The following is a 19,145-nucleotide window of genomic DNA, read 5'->3' as shown; positions in this document are numbered from 1 at the left end:
AACGTTCAGCGCTTCGAAAATTTTGTGTTGTGTTGAATTAAAAAGATTTGTTTCAAACTCGAATGATGTATCGGCCCGGGTTTGGAGAACTTTAACCCTCTAATTCAGAAATATTGGGCGAACTCGCCCTGTGCTCTTAAAAAATCGGCTTCGCGGCCAATGTCCAGCCAGTAGTCATTGACCGGAAACATAGATACTGTCTCGCCTCGAGCCACTTGCTGGTTCAATAAAGTCGGCATATCCAACTTTTTCTCGGCCGCGATACTGTTGATCAAACTGTGATCCAGCACATAAATTCCCGCGTTGGCCAAACAACTTTGCAACGGCTTTTCCTCGATACCGATGACACGTTGCTGCTCCAAAGTAACCACGCCGTAAGGAATTTGGTACTCGTACTGCCGCACGCATAGCGTCGCTATGGCTTGTTGTTCGTTGTGGTAGGCCAGCAATCTGGAAAAATCGACCTGGGTCAGAATATCGCCGTTCATCACGATCAGCGGCACGTCGGGCAGATTGTCCGGCATCAAGCCAATCGCGCCGGCCGTACCCATTGGTTCCGTCTCGTCGATATAATCGATTTTGATTCCCCAACGCCCACCATCACCGAAATAGTCTTTTATCTGCTGCGCCCGATAATGCACGGCGATGTAAAACTGCCGAAAACCTGACTTGACGAAATTTTCGATAATGGTTTCCAGAATCGGCTTACCGCCAATTTCCAAAAGCGGCTTGGGGCAATCGTCGGTATAAGGTCGTAAACGGGTACCGAATCCTCCCGCCATTAAAAACACCGGATTCGGAAACGTCGGCTGCTTGTAGAGTGCTTGCAACGATTCCAGTCGCACCACCCGGCCCTGATCGTCCACCACAGGCAATTGATAGAGATGATGGCCTTCCATCATCGCAATCAACTGGGTTTTGCTATCCTGCAAGGCGGCAACTTTCGGGCGCTTATTCATTACCTCGCCAACAGGATGCTCTAGGGATAATCCCCGAATCAAGGCTCGGCGGATATCACCATCCGTGACAGCTCCCAGCAACCGCTCTTGTTCGTCCACCACCAAGGCAATCTGTAACGCCGCGCGATCAATCACCTCGATAGTTGCCCGCAATGTCGCTTCCGGTCGAATCAATACCTGTTGCCAATGCTGTCTCATCTGTTAATCCTGTTGCAAATCCTGTACAAGTGAACGGGCCGGATAGACGATCCTGCTGCATCCTACATCTCGAGTCACCACACTGCCTGCGCCAATTACACTACCGGAACCGATACGTATGCCTTGAATAATGGTCGCACCGGTGCCGATATGCACTTTATCGCCCAATTCCACCCCACCGCTCAACACCGCACCTGGTGCTATGTGCACATCACAACCAATCCGGCAATCGTGTTCCACTATCGCCCCGCTGTTAACAATACAATTCTCAGCAATTTCCGCGCCTGACTGAATAATGACGCCTGCCATCAGCTGCACCCCTTCTGCCAACACTACATCGGTCGCCGTAAAAGCGTGCGGATCGATCAGCGTGCGAAAACGATAACCCTGCGCACGGCATTTCTCGAATAAAGCCGCGCGCAGACCGGCGTCCCTAGGCAAAGATCCGATACCATTGACTAACTCAACACTATCCGCCGGATAAGCCCATATCGCCGAATCGTCGCCCAGGATGTTCACACCCAAATACTCGCTGCCCGCCAATCGATTAGGATCGACGACGCCCAGCACCTCAACACCCAGACGCCGCAACATATCCAACAGAACACGGGCATGACCGCCGCTACCTAGCAAAATAACCGGCTTGCTCATTCGATCAAATCATCCGTCTGATAATCCTGGTGGCTGGTGTGGCCGAGCAATCGCCAATATTCCATCGGACTCAACCCGGTTCCAGGCCGCTTGCTTGTCAAATTTTCGGCACTGAATTTTTCGCCGGCTGTTATAGAAGCAGCTGCAACCAGACTTTTGCGAGCGACAATGCGATTTTGTAACTCCACGGCTTGCGGCATTTTGCTAGGCCGACCTAACGCTTGCTCGACCGCGCGAATATCCAGCACCATTTGTTTCAATTCGTCCGGCTCCAACGAAACCTGATGATCAGGGCCTTTTTGACGACGATCCAACGTGAAATGCTTTTCGATCAATACCGCACCGCGCGCGACAGCGGCAATCGGCACCACCAGCCCCTCAGTGTGATCGGAGTAACCAACCGGCAAGCCAAAAGCCTGTTGCAATACGTCCACCGCCCGCAAATTCACATCAGCCATAGGCGTTGGGTATTCGCTGGTACAATGCAGCAAAGTGACTTTTTCTTTTAAAACGGCTTGACCGGCCTCCGCACTATAGGCCTGTTGAAAAGCCTCCCAGGACGGTTGTTCCCAACCCAAAAAACCAAACGCCAACACCCCCAGCGCTGCTTCTACTTCACCCAAAGTGGACATGCCGGTAGAGACAATAATCTCCTTGCCGGTTTGGGCATGGGCGAGCAAAAACGGGCCATTGGTAATTTCGCCGGACGGAATTTTCAATCTGGATATTCCAAGCTCGTTCACCAAAAACGCCAAGCTATCAATATCGAACGCGGTCGACAGAAATTCAATGCCTTGGCGCCGGCAATAATCTCGCAACTGGAAATGAAACTCATATTTCAACTCAAGCTTGCGCAGCATCTCTAACTGGCTCTCGGCCGCGCCCGTGGTTTGTTTTTGGTACTCGGCCTTGCTTGCCGACTGGGTGACCAGTTTCTCGGCTTTGAAGGTTTGGAACTTCACCGCATCGGCACCCGCAGCCACAGCGGCTTCGACCAGTTGCATCGCGGTTTGCAAGCAACCGTTATGATTAACCCCCGCCTCGGCAATGATGAAAACGCTCATTCAATCACCTTTAAGTCGTAAAAATGCTTTTTCAGTAGCCCATCCACAGGTGTCTGTTTGAGTAAATTTTTAATCTTCAACGATGCCCCGCCTCGACCATACGGGTTTTCAAGCTGCGCCAACGTATTGGCAAACGACCCGGAAAACACTTTTAACAATGCATCGCGGATCGCGCCGGTGTACGGCGCACAATGTAATACGCTATCCGCACAGATTCGCCCCCGCTGGCGATCACCAATATTAACGGTGGCAACCTTAAATGCCGGCGCTTCTAAAATACCGCTGGAAGAATTGCCAACAACAGCGTCGACTAGCCGCAATGTGGACAGATAGCGCTGAGAGCCCATGGAAACAAAGCTCGCCACCCGATCCGCATGATGTTGCCGATAATCTTCTATCATCCCGGCGATAGCCCTGCCATCAGCATCGGCATTCGCGTGGGTAAATATGATATGCAGATTGTCGAAGCCATCTAAAGCCCCCAATAACTGCTCAAACTGCTCGGTAGCGGTAGCCGTTTCCAATGTGACCGGATGAAAGGTGACTAACAAATTATGTGCGCCAAACTTAAAATCGAGTACCTGTTCCAGTTGCTCTTTATCCAGCAACGGCAAGCGATAAACATTATCCAAACCTGGCGCGCCGACGTTGAATACCCGGTCAGGCTGCTCGCCGAGTTGAATTACCCGCTGCCGGTAAATCTCGGTTGAAGTGAAATGTAGATGAGACATTTTGGTGATGGCGTGGCGAATCGCATCGTCCACTGCCCCCTCAGTAAGTTCGCCGCCGTGGATATGTGCAATGGGTATGCGTTGATTCATCGCCGCTTGAACCGCAGCAAAAATCTCAAACCTATCACCCAGCACCACCAGCAAGTCGGGCTCTAACTCGGCCAGCGCATCGGCGAAGCCAATCAGCCCCAAACCCATGGCTTTGCTGATCCCGACCGGAGTATCCGACGACAGCAGCATTTCCACCTTGCGAGAAATTGAAAAACCATCGGCGGCAATTTGTTGCCAGGTCAAACCAAACTCCGGCGACAAGTGCATGCCGGTAACCACTAATTGCAATTCCAGCTCGGTGTCGGCCTGAAGCTCTTTCAGCAACCAGTACAACAGGCCATACTCGGCGCGCGAGCCGGTCACCACGCAAATTTTACGCGCCGTCATAACACCACGCTGCTGGGAATATTCACCAGTCTCTGCGCCAAGCGGTGGGATTCCAGCAAACCGTCACGCTGGCAATGGCTGTACATTGGTAAGTTGGCCATCAACTCCCATAACGACCGAGTCATCACCCCTTCAGCGTTGCTGTCGGTCAAAAACTGCTCGCGCTCGCCAGCGTCGTTGAGCAATAGTGCGTTTAGCCAGTAATTCGACTGCGCGCCGTTTGGTTCCTGGACAAACTCGACGCCGGCTTGCCTGCTCCAGGTAATGTAACGTTCGGCCAGTTCGCGCTTACGCTGGACAAATAAGGGCATCTGCTCGAGTTGGGCCAACCCCAGCGCTGCATTCAGGTTAGGCATCCGGTAGTTGTAGCCGATTTGATCGTGCGTGAATTTCCAAGCATGCGGCAGTTTGGCGGTGGTAGTCAGATGTTTGGCTTGCCGAGCCAGCTCGTCATCATCAGTCAGTATCATACCGCCGCCGCCGGTGGTGATGATTTTGTTACCGTTGAAACTCAGCACACCTAACTTGCCGAAAATACCGCAGTGCTTCGCCTGCTTGATCTCCGACGATTGGTCGAATGAATTCGCCCCTACGATAAAGCTGCCCAACGCTTCGGCAGCATCTTCGACGACAGGAATCCCATACCCTCCACAGACTCGCAACAACCCAGCCATGTCGCACGGATGACCAAAGGTATGCATGGGCAGACAAGCGGCTATGCGCTTGCCGCTAAGTCTGTTCCAGACGCCATCCCCACGCAATTCGGCAAATTCGACGAGAAAATCCGCCAGCGCCTGCGCCGATAACCCCAGCGTCGCCGTGTCAACATCCACAAACACCGGCTCGGCACCACAGTAATGAATCGCGTTGCAGGTGGCAACAAAGGTCACAGCTTGAGTAAGCACTTCTTCGCCCGGCTTAACGCCTGCCAACAACAGCGCCACATGTAACGCAGAAGTGCCGTTGACAGTGGCAATCGCATGCTTCGCTCCGGTGTATTCGGCTATTTTGGTTTCAAATTGGCTGACATAAGGGCCTACACTAGACACGAAAGTACTGTCGATCACATCCAGCAAATACTGTTTTTCATTACCGGCAAAGCGCGGCTCGTGTAGCGGAATAAAATCATTAGTTTGATAAATCTCGCGGACCAGGCGGATAAAACTGTCAAACATTGTAAATATCCGCTTTGTATCTTTTCAGATTGTCTGCGTTGCCGAACCAAGCCACGGTGCGGCGCAAACCTTCTTCCAAACTCACTTGTGGCGCAAAATCCGTCAGTTGCTTGATCTTGCTGTTGTCGCACCACAAGCGGTTCACTTCCGATTTTTCCGGCCTCAGCCTTTGCTCGTCAACCAAAAACTCGACATCGCTACCCATGATACTTTTAATCATATTTAACGTATCGCCAACCGAGATTTCGAAATTGGAGCCGATATTGACCGTTTCGCCTATGGCTTGCGTCGCTTCGGCCAAGGCGATAAAGCCCCGGCAGGTATCTTCCACGTAATTGAAATCGCGGGTCGGTGAAACATCGCCGAGCTGGATCTGTTTTTTACCGTTGGCAATCTGGGTAATGATAGTCGGAATCACCGCCCGCGCCGATTGCCTCGGGCCATAGGTATTGAACGGCCGAGCTATGGTCAGCGGCAGATTGAAGGCATTGAAAAAACTCATCGCCATTGCGTCGGCAGCGATTTTCGACGCGCTGTAGGGCGACTGGGGTTGTAACGGATGCTTCTCGTCTATCGGCACATATTGCGCAGTGCCGTACACCTCGCTGGTAGAGGTATGAATCACTCGCGCGACGCCATTGTCCCGCGCCGCCTGGCAAATATTCAGGGTACCGCGAACATTGGTATCGACATAACTGTCCGGGGCCTGATACGAATACGGGATGGCGATCAACGCCGCCAGATGATACACGGTATCGATATCACGGCAGGCAAGCCGGCAAAACTGCGGGTCGCGGACATCGCCGCAAATCACTTCAATCTCTTGTTTACAGGCCGCATCCTCCAGCCAACCCCAATTGTTGAAGGAGTTGTACTGCGCCAGCGCCCGCACCTGAAAGCCGCGCGCCACCAACATTTCCGTAAGATGCGAGCCGATAAAACCGTCGGCGCCAGTGACTAAAACCTTGTTCATACCAGTCCTTGTTTAATAAAAGCCTCCGCGATAGCCCAGTCTTCTTCGGTGTCGATGTCCAGACTCTGGATCGTATTCATAATCAGCGGCACGGTTCTCTCGGGATAAAACGATTTATGTTCGAGCAGGTGCATGGTTTTGCAGCAATACATCGCACCATTGGGTGTCAATAAGGGTTGGACCTGCTGACGCGTAGTCTGGACCGGCGTAGCCTTGTTCAGCGGCGACAAAAAACCGGCATCGCAACGAAACAGTGTGCTCAAGTCGCGGTGGATTTCTTTGCAAGCAACCACCGCATCGGCTGTTCCCGACTCCAGCATGGTCCACGCCTGATGGATTATAGCCGGGGAACGGAAAGGGGACGTCGGTTGTAGCCACATTAGCTGGTCCGGTAAATAGCCATACGCTTGTTGAAACCAAAGCAAAGCATGTTCTACAACCTGGAGGGCCGATGCGGTATCCGTCGCGCAATCATCGGGACGAATAAATGGCGCTTCCAGGCCTATTTGCGCGGCCACCTCTACATATTTCTGCGAATCGGTCGATAAGATGCTCAGACAACCGGTCAAACCAGCTTGCGCTATGGCATGCGCGGTCCAGGCAAGCAACGGTTTGCCGCCGAGTAACTTAATATTTTTATCCGGCAAGCCTTTAGAGCCGCCCCGAGCCGGAACGACAACGAGTGTGTTAATTTGCATTCCCGTGGTTTAATTTGTCCTGAAAAATTGGAACTCTACATAAGAATAGACCAATCTGCTTTAGCTTTCGGGTCCGCAATCGGCCCCATCAAAACTGGATTTGATACGCTGCAATTATGACTTCGCGACGCTTACGCGCGGCAATATTCATGCCTCGCGCCAACACATTCTACTTATCTTTACTATTCGGTTTAAAAAGAGGCCTGGAACAACACAACGTCGAGGTGTTTGCCTCCGTCAGCCATTATGACGAACCCTGCCTGCTGGAATTTTGCCATCAGTTCAAACCCGATCTGATCTTTGAAATGAACCGTGCCCGCAGTGCCTTACCCAATCTGCCGGCCCACATCAAGCATATTGCCTGGATTGTCGACACCCTGGGCCATACCGTAGATTACTACCATGGCAGTGACATAACCTATTTTTTCGGCGGCAATTGGAAGCGCGCATTTACTGCTGACGGTGGCTTGGTTGACTGGTTACCGCCGGGCACATGCGAAGTTAGTTATAACTTTCAACCGCAACAAGCACTCTCGGATTTTTCGTTTGTCGGCCATATTCCCAAACCCTGGACCGAGGAAGAGTTGTCGCGAGAAATTTGCCGATATCAACAAGAACCCATCAACTTCGGCAGGCTGCACGACGAACTGATCGATTATTGGCAAAACATCAGTTTCGAAAACTTTGAGAACATAACTTACCTAAACTCTGCCTACCAATTGATCGAAGAACGTTACGGCCATACGGTGGAGATCGCCGATCAAAGGCTACGCTACGATCTGGGTTGTCGCATGATCAGGCTCCGAAATCGTCATCAGTTGATGTCGCTAGTCCTGGAAAACTCGGCGTCTGTGAGAATTTACGGCTCGGAAAATTGGAAGGACTGGCCGCAATACCGCCCTCACTATCATCACTTTGTCGACCACAGTTATGAGTTAAAGCAAATTTATCAGTCCACCAAATTGAATCTGCATGAAGGTGTTGGCCCGCATTTTCGGGTATTTGATGCCATGTCGGCCGGTGGCCTGATGTTCGTAAAGCGGACACCGGACGATAAAGCGGAGGGCGGCATCCTGGAAATTTTCGAACCTTTCGTGCATTACGTGCCGTTTTCGGAACACGATTTTGCCGAACATGCCGAGAAATATCTGCACGACGCACAGGCTCGACAAATAATCGTCACCAACGCCGCCCAACAAATCCAGGCCAAACATACCTGGACTCAGCGTGCCGCCAAGATCATCAAGGACTATTACCATGTGGTCTGATCCCGAGCCACCGGCACAGTTGGCTATGACCGAGTTTTACGCCGAACATGTACACAGCCATATCCACGCCAATCCACACCAGACTCTGCAAAAGTATCGACGCAGAATTTGCTCCGAACTGGCCAAATTCGATATTTCGATAGAACAACTCCGCGACAAAACCATACTCGATATTGGTTCGGGCTGGCAGGCCATCGTCTTCCAGGAACTGGGTTGCCGGCAGGTTTACCACCTGGATATCAATGCCAAACACGTCGATTTTCTAAATCGTTACATCGCTGAAAACGGCATAAAAAATATTATCAGTGAACAAGCTGATATCAGCAGCTCGCTGGGTTCCGCGCATCACATTGATCTGGCCTTCGTCGCCGGGGTTTATCATCACCTAGCAGACCGCGAAGGCTTTCTAAGTAAACTATTGCCGAACATGGCCGCAAACAGCGACATTTTATTCAGGGTTTACCGCGCCGGGACCTGGAGCCGCTGGCTGGTGGCGATGTTAAGAACCGCCAGCATCGGCAGATTAACGCCGGAACAGCTGCTAAGCGCTTACCGCCTGTTACATCCATACGCACTGGACAATCAGTTTGTCGGCGACTTGATTGATGACCTGTTGACCCCGCAATGGCTAGCATTTCGGCCACAGCAATTCATCGCCGATGCCGAACGACTACAGTTAAAATGGCAGTGTTCGGCTGCGGCATTTGACTTCGATTTCTCGGATCAGGATGAAAACTTTCGCGTGAAATGGCATATAGACGACCCTATCGCGATCAACCCAAGCAACCGGCTGATCGCAACCGGCCAAGCCCTTACCGAGAACGCTCTGCCTACACCGGAAATCGCCGAGTTGGCCGGCAAATTGACCAAGCTTTTGGCAAGCCTTAGCCATTACCCCAAGCGCGACGCGGCCACCGTACTCGTAGCACTGTATTTTTTGGTCAGAAAGCACAGCGGCGTCGATGCCTATCGCGGGCAAATCGCCGATGCCGCACCTAATCCCAAGCTGGCGGATTGGCGTATCGCGCAATTAGACGCCTCGTTAACCTATTTCCGCGACTGGCTTAAGCAATGAATATACTGGGCATAACCTCCGGCAGCGAAAGCGGCGTTTGCCTGTTTCAGAATGGTCGAATAGTTTTGGCGGTGAGTGAAGAACGTTTAACTCGCAAAAAATTTGACGATAGTTTTCCCGCGCACTCAATAGCCTGGATCCTGCAAGAAGGTGGCTTGTTGTGCAACGATATTGACTTGATCTGTTACGGATTCAGTCAAGACTTTGCTGACAGCGATGCCGAACAAGCCTATATCGACAGCTTACTGTCAGCGGAAACCACTACCGACGAAACCACTCTCGCCATCATCAGGCAGCGCGTCGAAACCGAGCGGCAAATCGACAAAACCAAACGCCGGGCATGTTTCGCGGCAATCCGCGACCTGTTTCCAGATACGCCGATTCACAATTGCAGCCACCACCAATCCCATCAGGCAGCGGCTTTTGCACCATCGCCATTTGCCCAGGCGCTGGTGATGACCGCCGACGGCCGCGGCGACTTTAAATCGCTGACTATTAGCCGCGGCGACCGCAGCAACGGTATCGAAGAACTCTACGCCAGCCCTAGTTGGCGCAGCCTGGGTTATTTTTATGGCCGCATCACCCATTTGTGCGGCTTCAGCGCCAATCGCCATGAGGGCAAAGTCACAGGCTTGGCCGCTTTAGGCGATCCGCAAGCCGCGCAAGACTTTATCGGGCAAATCATACGTTTGGAGGATGAGGTCATTTGTCCGGCGTTCGGCGAACTCTACACGCCGTTTTTCAGCAATTATTCGGCGGCATTGACCGAAAAAGCTGCGCGCTTCAAACGCGACGATCTGGCCGCCGCCGCCCAGCAACAGCTGGAGAATATCGTCTGTCGCTTAATCGAAAAACATGCCAAATCCACCGGCTTGCGGCAAATCTGCTTGGCAGGCGGCGTCTTTGCCAACGTTAAGTTGAACCAGAAAATCCGTCAGTTAGACTGCGTCGACGAGGTATTCGTCTATCCAGCCATGAGCGATGCCGGCATCTGTGCCGGCAGTGTTTATCATTATTTGTTGAGTAAGGCGGAAGTTCCGACCTTACTGGATCATGTCTATCTGGGTCCAAAGTGCGAATTATCGACCGATGCCAATGCCTGGCTCAAACATGGCGTTCGCGCTGTGGTTGAAGTCAATGCAATCGAAAAGCTGATAAGCATTCTGCAGAACCAGGCTATCGTCGGCCTCGTATCGGGTCGCAGCGAATTCGGCCCCCGGGCCTTAGGGCATAGAAGTATATTGGCCTCGGCGCGGGATAGAAATATCACTGCCAAAATCAATCATAGCCTGCAACGCGATGATTTCATGCCTTTTGCACCCAGCATAGCGGAAGACCTAGCGGACCTTTGCCTACAAAATTATCAGAACACCTGTTTATCCGCTGAATTTATGACGCTGAGTTTTCCGGTTACCGCTGAGTTCAGCTTAAATTCACCCGCAGCAATTCATGTAGACCACACCGTCAGGCCGCAGATCGTCACCCGGAAAGCCAACCCATTTTTTTATGATTTATTGATGGCCTGGCACAAAAAAACAGGTGGGCTATGCCTATTAAATACATCTTTCAATATGCACGAAGACCCCATCGTTAACAGTGCCGAAGACATCATCAAAGCGCTCGCACATGGTGCCGTTGATTGGGTATTCAGCCCACCCAATCTGTTTCTGAGTTATTCACAAGACGGTATGAAATGAACAAACCGGCGACATTCTCGGAGTTGCAAAATACCGCTGAGCATCATCATTGCATACACCCGTGGGCCGATCTGTGGATCAACGCCGCAGGGCACGCCACCTGCTGCCCGCAAAACCGTAGCCGCTTCGGTAATATTCATCAACACAGTATCGAGCAACTCTGGAATTCGGACGCCGCACAAACTGTGCGAAGACTGATAGCAGAGGGAGATTACATAGCCGCCGGCTGTGAAATCGAGTGTCCCTATTTGCGTGGCCGCAAGGACGCACCGGATCAGCCGCCGCCAGCGAACGAATTGATTAACTTGGACTTCGAGCTGCCCACAACAGAGTCTGACCTGCAGCGCAATATCGCCACAGTCATCGCCGAATACAGCGACAAGGCGCAAGTGCTGTCCGGCTTACCAATCTATGTCGACACTCAGCCGGTATTACGCTGCAATGCCGACTGCATAATGTGTCCGCAACCGCACATGAGCGACATGCGGCATTCGGAGGAAATATTGCAAAAACTGGAAACACTGCGAGCAACAGCCAAAGTATTCCGTTGGCAAGGCGGCGAGGTATTCAGCAGCAAGAGCTTTTTCCATTATCTGCATCAATTCGACACGACCGACAATCCCGATCTCGTCAAATATGTGATCACCAACGGCAGCCTGCTGACCGAAGAGCGGATTGCCGCGCTGACCGACCATGACAATCCTGTGTTTTTTCTGCTGTCGATAGACGGCGTTCAGCAATCGACATTCGAAAAAATACGGCTCGGGCTGAGTTATCGGCAAGTGATGGCGACCTTGCGGATTCTGGCGTCGGCTCAAGCGACTAATCGGAGCGGCCGCAAACTGGTCCGTTGGAACTATGTGGTGATGAACAGCACCTTGGCTGAGATGCGCACCGCCATAGATCTGGCTGATGACTTAAAAGTTGACTTGAATTTTGCTGCGCTGCAAGGCGATTACCCCGACGAAAACATTTTCCGCTATCCGTTGCACGATATTTATAGTTTGCTGGATAGATTTGCAGACCTGGCGGCTTACAGCAGTAGCAAATCCATTCAGGTCGATGGGCTTTCAGGGCTAAGCTACCGGCTAAGACAACATCTTTCAGAGCCGCCCGGCTAATAACTTTCCGAAAGGCGGTTCAATTCGTCCTTCAGACTAAATTTGGGTGAGAACTGCCAGGTCCGAGATTCAAGCCGAATCCGCCCGATATCCTGCGCCACACCGTGCACAGCGTAATCGATACGCGAGTTGGACTTAAAACTGGATACAACCAAAGCCGCCAACTCTTCAGCGGTGTATGACTCATCCGACCATAATTCGAAACACCGCTGCCTATGTCCTGATGTTTGCAGCAGCATGACAATATCCAAAATCGAATCGATGACATCCTGGATGTGGGTGAAATGAAAGCGGGTTTGGTTATTCAACACCCTAACCGCCTGATTCTGCTTGGCGCGTTTTACAAACGTCGGCAACAATTTGTTGACGTGATCGCGCTTTCCACCATAAACATCCGACAGCCGGCAAATCGCTAGAGGCATCTCATAGCTATTGGCAAAAGCCAACAACAATTGTTCGGCAGATTTTTTGGATATGGCGTAGATGTGATCGACATTGACCTGAGTATCGTCCAAAGTATCGTAGTAGCTGACTTCGCGGGTGCTAAGATAGATAATCAATGGCTTGCGAGCCGCTCCGGCGAGTAACTCTATCAAGTTGGTCGTAGCCAGAACCGTGGAGTTGATGCAGTCCATCGGGTTGGCTCGAGCATCGCTAACCCGTGATACTCCAGCAGCATGCACCACAATGTCTATATCGGTCAGTAACGGAGTCAAGCCACTCCTGTCCAGTAAATCCAAATGATGAAACCGAATGCCTAGCGTGGCAAACTCGCCGGCCGTGTCGGCGTGCGGCATCATTCTGTCCACGCCCGCAACCCGATAGCCTGCTTTCGCCAAGGCGATAGCCAGTTCACTGCCGACGAAGCCGCAGATTCCGGTAATGAAATAATTAACGGCCACCGGCAAACTCCCGGACTGACGCAATCACATAATCGCATTGCGCATCGTCCAGAAATGGATGTATCGGCAATGACAACACTTCTCGGGCCACCTGTTCGGTCATTGGCAGAGAAACCGGTGCCAACTGCAAATGCGGATTTAGATGTAAGGGCTGCGGCCAATGCACGAAACACTCGATGTGGCGCGACTGCAAATGCCTGATCAACCCATCCCGGTCTCGACAAAGTATCGGATAAGCGCTGAACACATCAAAATACCCAGTGGGCTGACTGGAAACGGGCAAACGCACAGCTTGGCAATCGCTAAGGCCGGCATGGTAACGAACAGCTATCTGCCGACGTCTATCAATATCGTCCGCAAAATATCGCAAGTTCACATTCAACAAGGCTGCTTGCAGATTATCCAGCCGGGAATTGAAACCAAATGCCATCAAATCCTTGTTTTCATTCTGGCCGTGGTTGCGCAGCATCCGGATTTTCTCCGCCAGTAACGGATCGTTAGTGGTCACCAATCCGCCGTCTCCGTAACAATGCAGATTTTTCATCGGATGCAAACTAAAGGCACCTAATCGGCCGAAACTGCCGGCATACCGACCATCGATATGCGCTCCCAGCGCCTGGGCTGCGTCTTCGAGCACCGGCACCCCGTACTGATCGGCTATTGCCAATATAGCCGGCATATCGCAACAACGGCCATTCATATGCACAGGAATGATCGCCTTGGTAGCCGGCGTAATTGCGGCCCGCAAAGCATCGGGCACTAGATTAAAGTCCTGGCCTATATCGATAAGCACCGGCTTGGCGCCGCAATGCACAATAGCCGCCAGCGTTGCGACAAAAGTATGCGCAACGGTTATCACTTCGTCGCCGGCACCGATACCCAAGGCTTTCAACGCTAAAAACAATGCGTCGGTACCGCTGTTGACGCCAATCGCAAACTTCACCGCCAGTTTATCGGCGATGGCCGTCTCGAACGCTCTTACGTCATCTCGCAAAATATAGCTGGCGGAAGACCCTACCGACTCGAAAGCGGCAGTCAACATTTGTCGGCGTTCGGCAAACTCCTGCTGAAGCCCAACGAAGGGAACAGCACTAACGTGATATTCCTGTAAAGTTTTTTTTGAATAATCTATTAACACTCGGTCGCGATTCAATTTAAAAATTAATAACTAGTCCGGACGTACTACAACGCTTGAATATGCTCGAGAATCTGCTCGGCGCGGACACCCCAAGTATGATGATTTTTAATGAGCTCCAGCGTTTGCTTTTGCGCATGACTGCCTTGATAGCGGATACTTTTCAATTGCTGGTAAACATCGTCAAAATCCAGCCATTTAAACTCGTAATAATGAAATTGCGGCGTGAAAAAATCCGAAAGTCCGCGGGTATAAATTGCTCTTCCCGGATTATAGCTATCGTACTTATCGCCATCGCGATAGTCATACCACATCAACAATCCGCCCGAGGCCATGCAATCGATGGCGCGAAAATGAAAGGAAATGCCGTCGTGCAAATTGATATTGGATTTTTGATGAACCCTGTTGAGTTCCAACGGATTCTCTATAAAACGACGATAATACTGCCGATACTTACTCCAGACACGCCAGTTCTGACTACCGTAAATAGCAATTGACTCGGAATACCGCAATGCAAAGTCAATCAATTCGGTACGATTACTCATGCGTTTTATACGAATTAGTAGATCGTAATAAATATCGTCACTCAACTCGCACGAATACCCCAGCAATTCAGTTGTCATTCGATCAATTATACCGACGCAGGACTCGTGAGTTTGCTCACAATAGGTATTGATATCCATATAGTCGCTATATCGTTTGAGCAACATCTCAAACGTGACACACTGATTATCCGGATGCAAAACCCTGGATAATTCTTGTGTCGTCCACGGTTGAGGAATATGACCAACAAAGCTGAACTCAGTATTGCTATTGCTCTCAATATTTTCAGGAAAATAGGTTTCAATACAGGTACCGGGCGGCATCCAATCCAAATATCCGCCAGGATTAAAATTTACCAGCCATCCAGGGTCCAAGGCATAGGTAATATCACTACCGGTAATGTCACTTTCACAACGGCCTTGCATATCGACCACCCAGGAAATATGTAAAATATTCAGCTCGTGCAATACCGGAATTTCATCCTTAACCCGGTTCATTTCAAAAATAGCACAAGGTTTTTTCTCCCTGACCCAATCCCTTATTTCCAGCTCGTTCAATAGTCTGCAAGCCCCGCTGACTAGTAAGCCCTGCTTTTGAAACGCTAAACCTATAAAGCGGAACAGCCGCCGATGAAACGCACTTTCGGTGGGCATGAAAATAGAAATATGCTTAATCATTCCGGTAATATCTGACTTATTTAACGACTATCCAGTCTGCTTCTTATTATGTTTGTAAAATAGCTTAGGTGGTTAAAACCGCATCTCGCCAAAAGTTTCTCACTTCACCACCCGAGTTAGCATAGATAATGGATTCATCTATTTTCTCAAGAGAATAATACTCCAGCGCTGGCTTTCCGAAATGATCGGTTACTTTATCCAAGGACATAATCTGGCAAAAAGTGCAAGCCTGACATATCGGATTTCCCGGCTCGGTCACTTGTCGTTTATAAGTGGCGTAAGTATCGGAAACTATCAGCCCTTCCAGACCATTTTCGAATATATTGCCTAATTTCTGTTTGCCATAGCAGGTCCAAAGATCGCCGGCATGATTGACGTATAGTCTGTCCTGATATCCGGTGCATTGTTCGCGCCGTAACAAACCAACGCCGACTTGAAAAATACTGTCATCAAAATGCATAGCTTTTGGATGGCACTCCACAAGTTTTCTGACCCGCGCCACAGTCTCTATCGCCTTCGGAATATCGTAAATCAGCAGTTCTCCGACCAAGTCGTTATTAGGTTGCCGTAGCTCCAAAAAACCAATGCGAAACGAGCAAAAACCGTTATCGAGTAGATAGCGCGCAAGGTCCGGCAACTCATCCAAATTACAGCGCATGGCAACAGCGTTACTTGCCAAATGCGGAGTACTTGAGTTCAAACGCAATTTAGCCTCGTTGATTAAATCTATAGCCCGGGAAATTTCGCTAAACCCCAGGCCGCCACGGATTTTGCGCACCGTAGCATCGTCAACGCCGTCGACCGAGAGCGACAACAGCATCAATCCGGATTTAACCAATTTCTCGGCATCGGCGGTAGTCCTAATCAATTTGGCATTAGTCTGTACCGAAACTTTGGCACCCATATCGTTTAAATATCCGACGATTTCGAATAAATCCGGATTGATATACGGTTCGCTACCGTCGCCAATATGAATTTGACCGAAATAATCGAAACCCGATTTCAAATTTTTAACTTGAGCAGCGGACATCACTCGGAATTTTTTCAACTTATCGTGAAAAGTACACATTGCACAACTGATATTGCAGCCCAGTGATATTTCCAGATGTAAGTTTGGCAAGGGTTTAACCCCCAATAACTCGCCAAACTCTTGACCACTCATCAACATGCCATTACTCCGCTATCCTGAAATACACTAACCGACTAATTAGCACCGAATCTATTACATATAGCATCCAAAACCCGCCCTGAAATAGCCTGATAAGAAAATAACCCGACAGTTTTTTCATAGGCTCGCTCGGCGATTTTCCTACGTATTTCGCCGTTGGCTAGATAATACTTAACCTTTTCGACGAGATCGGCTTCATCGTTGTAATAGGCCACTTCATGCTCGTCATAGTAATCGGCTAGTGGCGCGCCATCTTTGTAGATGGCCCGGGACAGCATGAATGCGCCAGCCGCCATTATTTCCAAAGCATGCATATGTAGCGTCGTCCCCGGACTGCCGTTAAAACAGATTTTCGAGCAATTCATTAGGTGGTTAATAAATTCGCCGTTGTCGGCAATACCTTTGGCATAAGGCGCAAACCGGTCAAATCTGTCCCAATTTCTGCCATACAGCGCCAATTTAATATTCAAGCCGGCATCGATCAACGCGGCAATCGGCGCTGTTTTCATTCTCAGCAAATAGTCAAAATGAAACCGGGTGGAACTTCCAGCCAGCAATAAATTAACTGCCGCAGCGTCCACCAAAACACCTTGGCTTTTCAACAAGGCCGCGACGGCGGAAAAGCCGTCACTTTGACTATCTACCCTGAGCTGATGAAACTGGTTGGCCGACAATCCTTGCAGATAAGCGATTACGCATCGGTAGATGTCGACTAATTCGGCACGCTCGAATATTCCCTGATCCAATAGCGCAGTTTCATGATGATCGAAACGCCAATGTTCGGAGGAAACATTTTCAAACGCTAAAAACGTCCGTTCCGCATCGACTAAATGACTGATCACCAGAAAATCGTACTCGAAAGCATTGGTCTGCTGCGGATGATAATACTGATCGTTGAATCCCACAGGCAGATACTCGACCGGAAAATCTTTGTATAAAGATCCGCCGTTCATTGCCAGCCAATGTTGAGAAAACACGAAGGTAAAATCCATTTTAGCCATCGCCAGTGTGTTACCCGTGATATTGGGCAACATATCCTGTATCCAGTTTACAAATGGCACGGACTCGGGAATGCCGGCAAACTCATGCCGAAAATGATCTATGGTCAGGATAATGTCCGGCTTGAAAGAATTAATCTCGTCTAGCAAATGCTCGATATTGCTCAAGTAATAATTTTCAGTTTCGCTACATAAGCGGATCGTCGCTCCCGAACGCTCGAAACCGTCCAGCCAGTCGCGCATGCAGTATTTGAGAAAACTGGAGAAACGCGAGATATACCCCAGCACGCGCAGTTGGCCGACGTGTTCCGGACTAAATTTCCGCCGCCACTCATCTGCTGTGATACCGCGATAGTAATCAGCAATTTGCTGCAAATTTACAAGATGCCGCTCGGCTTTATCTTGCTTGGCTGCCATGGATAATTGATAAACTCGCTCTGCCGCAATCTGCGCTTGCGGATCGAGATTGAACAACACGTCCGGTACGGCGGCTTCGAATTTCGAAAACTCGACAAATAAATCGGCCTCAACATGTTCATCGTTATAAATGCGCACACGCGGGGCAAGCAATAAAGGCCGTAAGTCATGCAATAACAGATTCAATAGCCATATTTCCGGCTTGGATTCGATCAAATAAACGGGTACTTCAAATTCTGCCATCTCGGTGATCGGTAGAGCAGTCGTATTAAATGCTGCCAATAACTCGTAACCAGAACCCAAGCCCACCAAAGCATAGCAGCAGGTATTTTCGCGGATCATCTCAGCAACGTTGTTATCGATCAAGCCTTTATGCTCGAGCAGTGCAATATTGTCGAGCCGATAGCTTTCTTTGCCATCCGTCTCCACCGAAATCCGCCAATATTCACCGGCGATAGCTTGCTCGACCGTGATGGCTATCTGCTGCCGCGGCCAGGCGGCAAGTAAGGCTTGGCCTAACTCAGGGCGGTATTCGGCCAGGCACAACAGATTGTTTTGCAGATTGGCAAGACAGGTTTGCTGCGCAGACTCCAAGCTATTGATTAGCAATACGTTCTCGCCACAAAGTGCGGGCAAAACTACTACCGGGTCCGGCTCCGGTGCTCTGATATGCTCACTATTGCTCAGCGCGCGTAAATCGGTTAAATCGATTAAACGCCGGACTGCGGCCTTATACGTAAACTGTCGGGCCAGGCCCTCCGGCGGCTTGGCCGGCTGCAAGCGCTGACGCAGGATATTTTGCAATTCTTCGGCTGTTTTGAAGAACAGACAATACTCGTCCCAATGCGGCGGCTCGGCGACATCCCGGCAATCGTATACCAGCGGAATACAGCCGCAGGCGGCTACTTCGGCAAGGCGCTGGGAGTTGATTTCGAAAGGATGGCAAACCAAGGCATAGCGCGCCGAACGATAAGCATCCGCCACCGCCACGCCATGTTGCAACTCGCCGCGATAATACGCCGCCACCTCGGGGTCCTGATCCCAATAGCGGCCATAAACATCCACCTGCAAACCGGGGGCGGCGGCTGTTGCTGGCATGCTGCCTCCCGCGACACTAGCACATCCTTGTGCGGCGGTCGCTTCCGGCATCCTGCCTCCCGCGACACTGGCACATCCCTGTGCGGCGGTCGCTTCCGGCATCCTGCCTCCCGCGACACTGGCACGTCCCTGTGCGGCGGTCGCTTCCGGCATCCTGCC

The 19,145-nt window shown here is 50.7% G+C and carries 16 protein-coding genes; 4 read left to right on the top strand and 12 right to left on the bottom strand.

From position 1 onward, the window contains the following. Positions 1 to 104: 104 nt before the first annotated feature. From NP589_RS12480 to NP589_RS12450, 7 genes are read right to left on the bottom strand one after another with little or no spacing between them, the layout of a single operon-like run. A complete protein-coding gene (locus NP589_RS12480; RefSeq protein ID WP_064007967.1) occupies positions 105 to 1,157 on the bottom strand; it encodes a nucleotidyltransferase family protein in 1,053 nt (350 codons plus the stop codon). 3 nt (positions 1,158 to 1,160) lie between these two features. Beyond that, entirely contained in the window at positions 1,161 to 1,808 is a 648-nt protein-coding gene (locus tag NP589_RS12475) for an acetyltransferase (RefSeq protein ID WP_256607295.1), read from the bottom strand. Then, a complete protein-coding gene (gene neuB / locus NP589_RS12470) occupies positions 1,805 to 2,872 on the bottom strand; it encodes an N-acetylneuraminate synthase (protein WP_256607294.1) in 1,068 nt (355 codons plus the stop codon). Before neuB ends, NP589_RS12475 begins: the two co-directional genes overlap by 4 nt. After that, the gene (gene neuC, locus NP589_RS12465; RefSeq protein WP_256607293.1) at positions 2,869 to 4,041 is read right to left on the bottom strand and encodes a UDP-N-acetylglucosamine 2-epimerase; all 1,173 of its coding nucleotides are present in this window, start codon (positions 4,039 to 4,041) and stop codon (positions 2,869 to 2,871) included. The genes neuB and neuC overlap by 4 nt, the downstream gene beginning before the upstream one ends. Continuing rightward, positions 4,038 to 5,216, bottom strand: coding sequence for a LegC family aminotransferase (locus NP589_RS12460; protein ID WP_256607292.1), 1,179 nt, complete (start codon positions 5,214 to 5,216; stop codon positions 4,038 to 4,040). The genes neuC and NP589_RS12460 overlap by 4 nt, the downstream gene beginning before the upstream one ends. Continuing rightward, positions 5,209 to 6,189, bottom strand: coding sequence for an NAD-dependent 4,6-dehydratase LegB (locus NP589_RS12455; RefSeq protein WP_256607291.1), 981 nt, complete (start codon positions 6,187 to 6,189; stop codon positions 5,209 to 5,211). Before NP589_RS12455 ends, NP589_RS12460 begins: the two co-directional genes overlap by 8 nt. After that, entirely contained in the window at positions 6,186 to 6,887 is a 702-nt protein-coding gene (locus tag NP589_RS12450) for an acylneuraminate cytidylyltransferase family protein (RefSeq protein WP_256607290.1), read from the bottom strand. The genes NP589_RS12455 and NP589_RS12450 overlap by 4 nt, the downstream gene beginning before the upstream one ends. 149 nt (positions 6,888 to 7,036) lie before the next feature. Between NP589_RS12450 and NP589_RS12445 the strand changes: the two genes are divergently transcribed. From NP589_RS12445 to NP589_RS12430, 4 genes are read left to right on the top strand one after another with little or no spacing between them, the layout of a single operon-like run. Next, complete coding sequence (locus NP589_RS12445) at positions 7,037 to 8,155, top strand: glycosyltransferase (RefSeq protein ID WP_256607289.1); 1,119 nt, start codon at positions 7,037 to 7,039, stop codon at positions 8,153 to 8,155. After that, positions 8,145 to 9,230: a class I SAM-dependent methyltransferase gene (locus NP589_RS12440; protein ID WP_256607288.1), complete on the top strand. Its 1,086-nt coding sequence runs from the start codon at positions 8,145 to 8,147 to the stop codon at positions 9,228 to 9,230. The genes NP589_RS12445 and NP589_RS12440 overlap by 11 nt, the downstream gene beginning before the upstream one ends. Continuing rightward, positions 9,227 to 10,927: a carbamoyltransferase C-terminal domain-containing protein gene (locus NP589_RS12435; RefSeq protein ID WP_256607287.1), complete on the top strand. Its 1,701-nt coding sequence runs from the start codon at positions 9,227 to 9,229 to the stop codon at positions 10,925 to 10,927. The genes NP589_RS12440 and NP589_RS12435 overlap by 4 nt, the downstream gene beginning before the upstream one ends. Continuing rightward, positions 10,924 to 12,048, top strand: coding sequence for a radical SAM/SPASM domain-containing protein (locus NP589_RS12430; RefSeq protein WP_256607286.1), 1,125 nt, complete (start codon positions 10,924 to 10,926; stop codon positions 12,046 to 12,048). Before NP589_RS12435 ends, NP589_RS12430 begins: the two co-directional genes overlap by 4 nt. Here the strand turns inward: NP589_RS12430 and NP589_RS12425 are convergent. The 5 genes from NP589_RS12425 to NP589_RS12405 form a co-directional block, all read right to left on the bottom strand. Beyond that, a complete protein-coding gene (locus NP589_RS12425) occupies positions 12,045 to 12,950 on the bottom strand; it encodes an NAD-dependent epimerase/dehydratase family protein (RefSeq protein ID WP_256607285.1) in 906 nt (301 codons plus the stop codon). The two genes, NP589_RS12430 and NP589_RS12425, sit on opposite strands and share 4 nt — an antisense overlap. Further along, on the bottom strand, positions 12,940 to 13,992 hold the full coding sequence (locus NP589_RS12420) for a DegT/DnrJ/EryC1/StrS family aminotransferase (RefSeq protein WP_256607284.1): 1,053 nt from the start codon (positions 13,990 to 13,992) through the stop codon (positions 12,940 to 12,942). Before NP589_RS12420 ends, NP589_RS12425 begins: the two co-directional genes overlap by 11 nt. 140 nt (positions 13,993 to 14,132) lie before the next feature. After that, positions 14,133 to 15,305 (bottom strand): glycosyltransferase family protein, encoded by a 1,173-nt coding sequence (locus tag NP589_RS12415; RefSeq protein WP_256607283.1) that lies wholly within the window; start codon positions 15,303 to 15,305, stop codon positions 14,133 to 14,135. 64 nt (positions 15,306 to 15,369) lie between these two features. Continuing rightward, the gene (locus NP589_RS12410; protein ID WP_256607282.1) at positions 15,370 to 16,473 is read right to left on the bottom strand and encodes a radical SAM protein; all 1,104 of its coding nucleotides are present in this window, start codon (positions 16,471 to 16,473) and stop codon (positions 15,370 to 15,372) included. Between the two features lie 35 nt (positions 16,474 to 16,508). Further along, positions 16,509 to 19,145 (bottom strand): glycosyltransferase family protein (locus tag NP589_RS12405; protein WP_256607281.1); only part of this gene is annotated, 2,637 nt, incomplete at its 5' end.

Origin of the sequence: Methylomonas rosea, assembly GCF_024505055.1 — a bacterium.
Taxonomy (GTDB): Bacteria; Pseudomonadota; Gammaproteobacteria; order Methylococcales; family Methylomonadaceae; genus Methylomonas; species Methylomonas rosea.
The sequence above is the reverse complement of the archived record's forward strand: the minus strand, read 5'-3'. Positions and strand labels throughout refer to the sequence as shown.

Coding starts and splice junctions, on each gene's coding strand:
- NP589_RS12440 (WP_256607288.1), top strand. CDS start 8,145: ATGTGGTCTGATCCCGAGCCACCGGCACAGTTGGCTATGACCGAGTTT.
- NP589_RS12445 (WP_256607289.1), top strand. CDS start 7,037: ATGCCTCGCGCCAACACATTCTACTTATCTTTACTATTCGGTTTAAAA.
- NP589_RS12460 (WP_256607292.1), bottom strand. CDS start 5,216: ATGTTTGACAGTTTTATCCGCCTGGTCCGCGAGATTTATCAAACTAAT.
- neuC (WP_256607293.1), bottom strand. CDS start 4,041: ATGACGGCGCGTAAAATTTGCGTGGTGACCGGCTCGCGCGCCGAGTAT.
- NP589_RS12415 (WP_256607283.1), bottom strand. CDS start 15,305: ATGATTAAGCATATTTCTATTTTCATGCCCACCGAAAGTGCGTTTCAT.
- NP589_RS12450 (WP_256607290.1), bottom strand. CDS start 6,887: ATGCAAATTAACACACTCGTTGTCGTTCCGGCTCGGGGCGGCTCTAAA.
- NP589_RS12430 (WP_256607286.1), top strand. CDS start 10,924: ATGAACAAACCGGCGACATTCTCGGAGTTGCAAAATACCGCTGAGCAT.
- NP589_RS12455 (WP_256607291.1), bottom strand. CDS start 6,189: ATGAACAAGGTTTTAGTCACTGGCGCCGACGGTTTTATCGGCTCGCAT.
- NP589_RS12410 (WP_256607282.1), bottom strand. CDS start 16,473: ATGTTGATGAGTGGTCAAGAGTTTGGCGAGTTATTGGGGGTTAAACCC.
- neuB (WP_256607294.1), bottom strand. CDS start 2,872: ATGAGCGTTTTCATCATTGCCGAGGCGGGGGTTAATCATAACGGTTGC.
- NP589_RS12420 (WP_256607284.1), bottom strand. CDS start 13,992: ATGTTGACTGCCGCTTTCGAGTCGGTAGGGTCTTCCGCCAGCTATATT.
- NP589_RS12480 (WP_064007967.1), bottom strand. CDS start 1,157: ATGAGACAGCATTGGCAACAGGTATTGATTCGACCGGAAGCGACATTG.
- NP589_RS12475 (WP_256607295.1), bottom strand. CDS start 1,808: ATGAGCAAGCCGGTTATTTTGCTAGGTAGCGGCGGTCATGCCCGTGTT.
- NP589_RS12435 (WP_256607287.1), top strand. CDS start 9,227: ATGAATATACTGGGCATAACCTCCGGCAGCGAAAGCGGCGTTTGCCTG.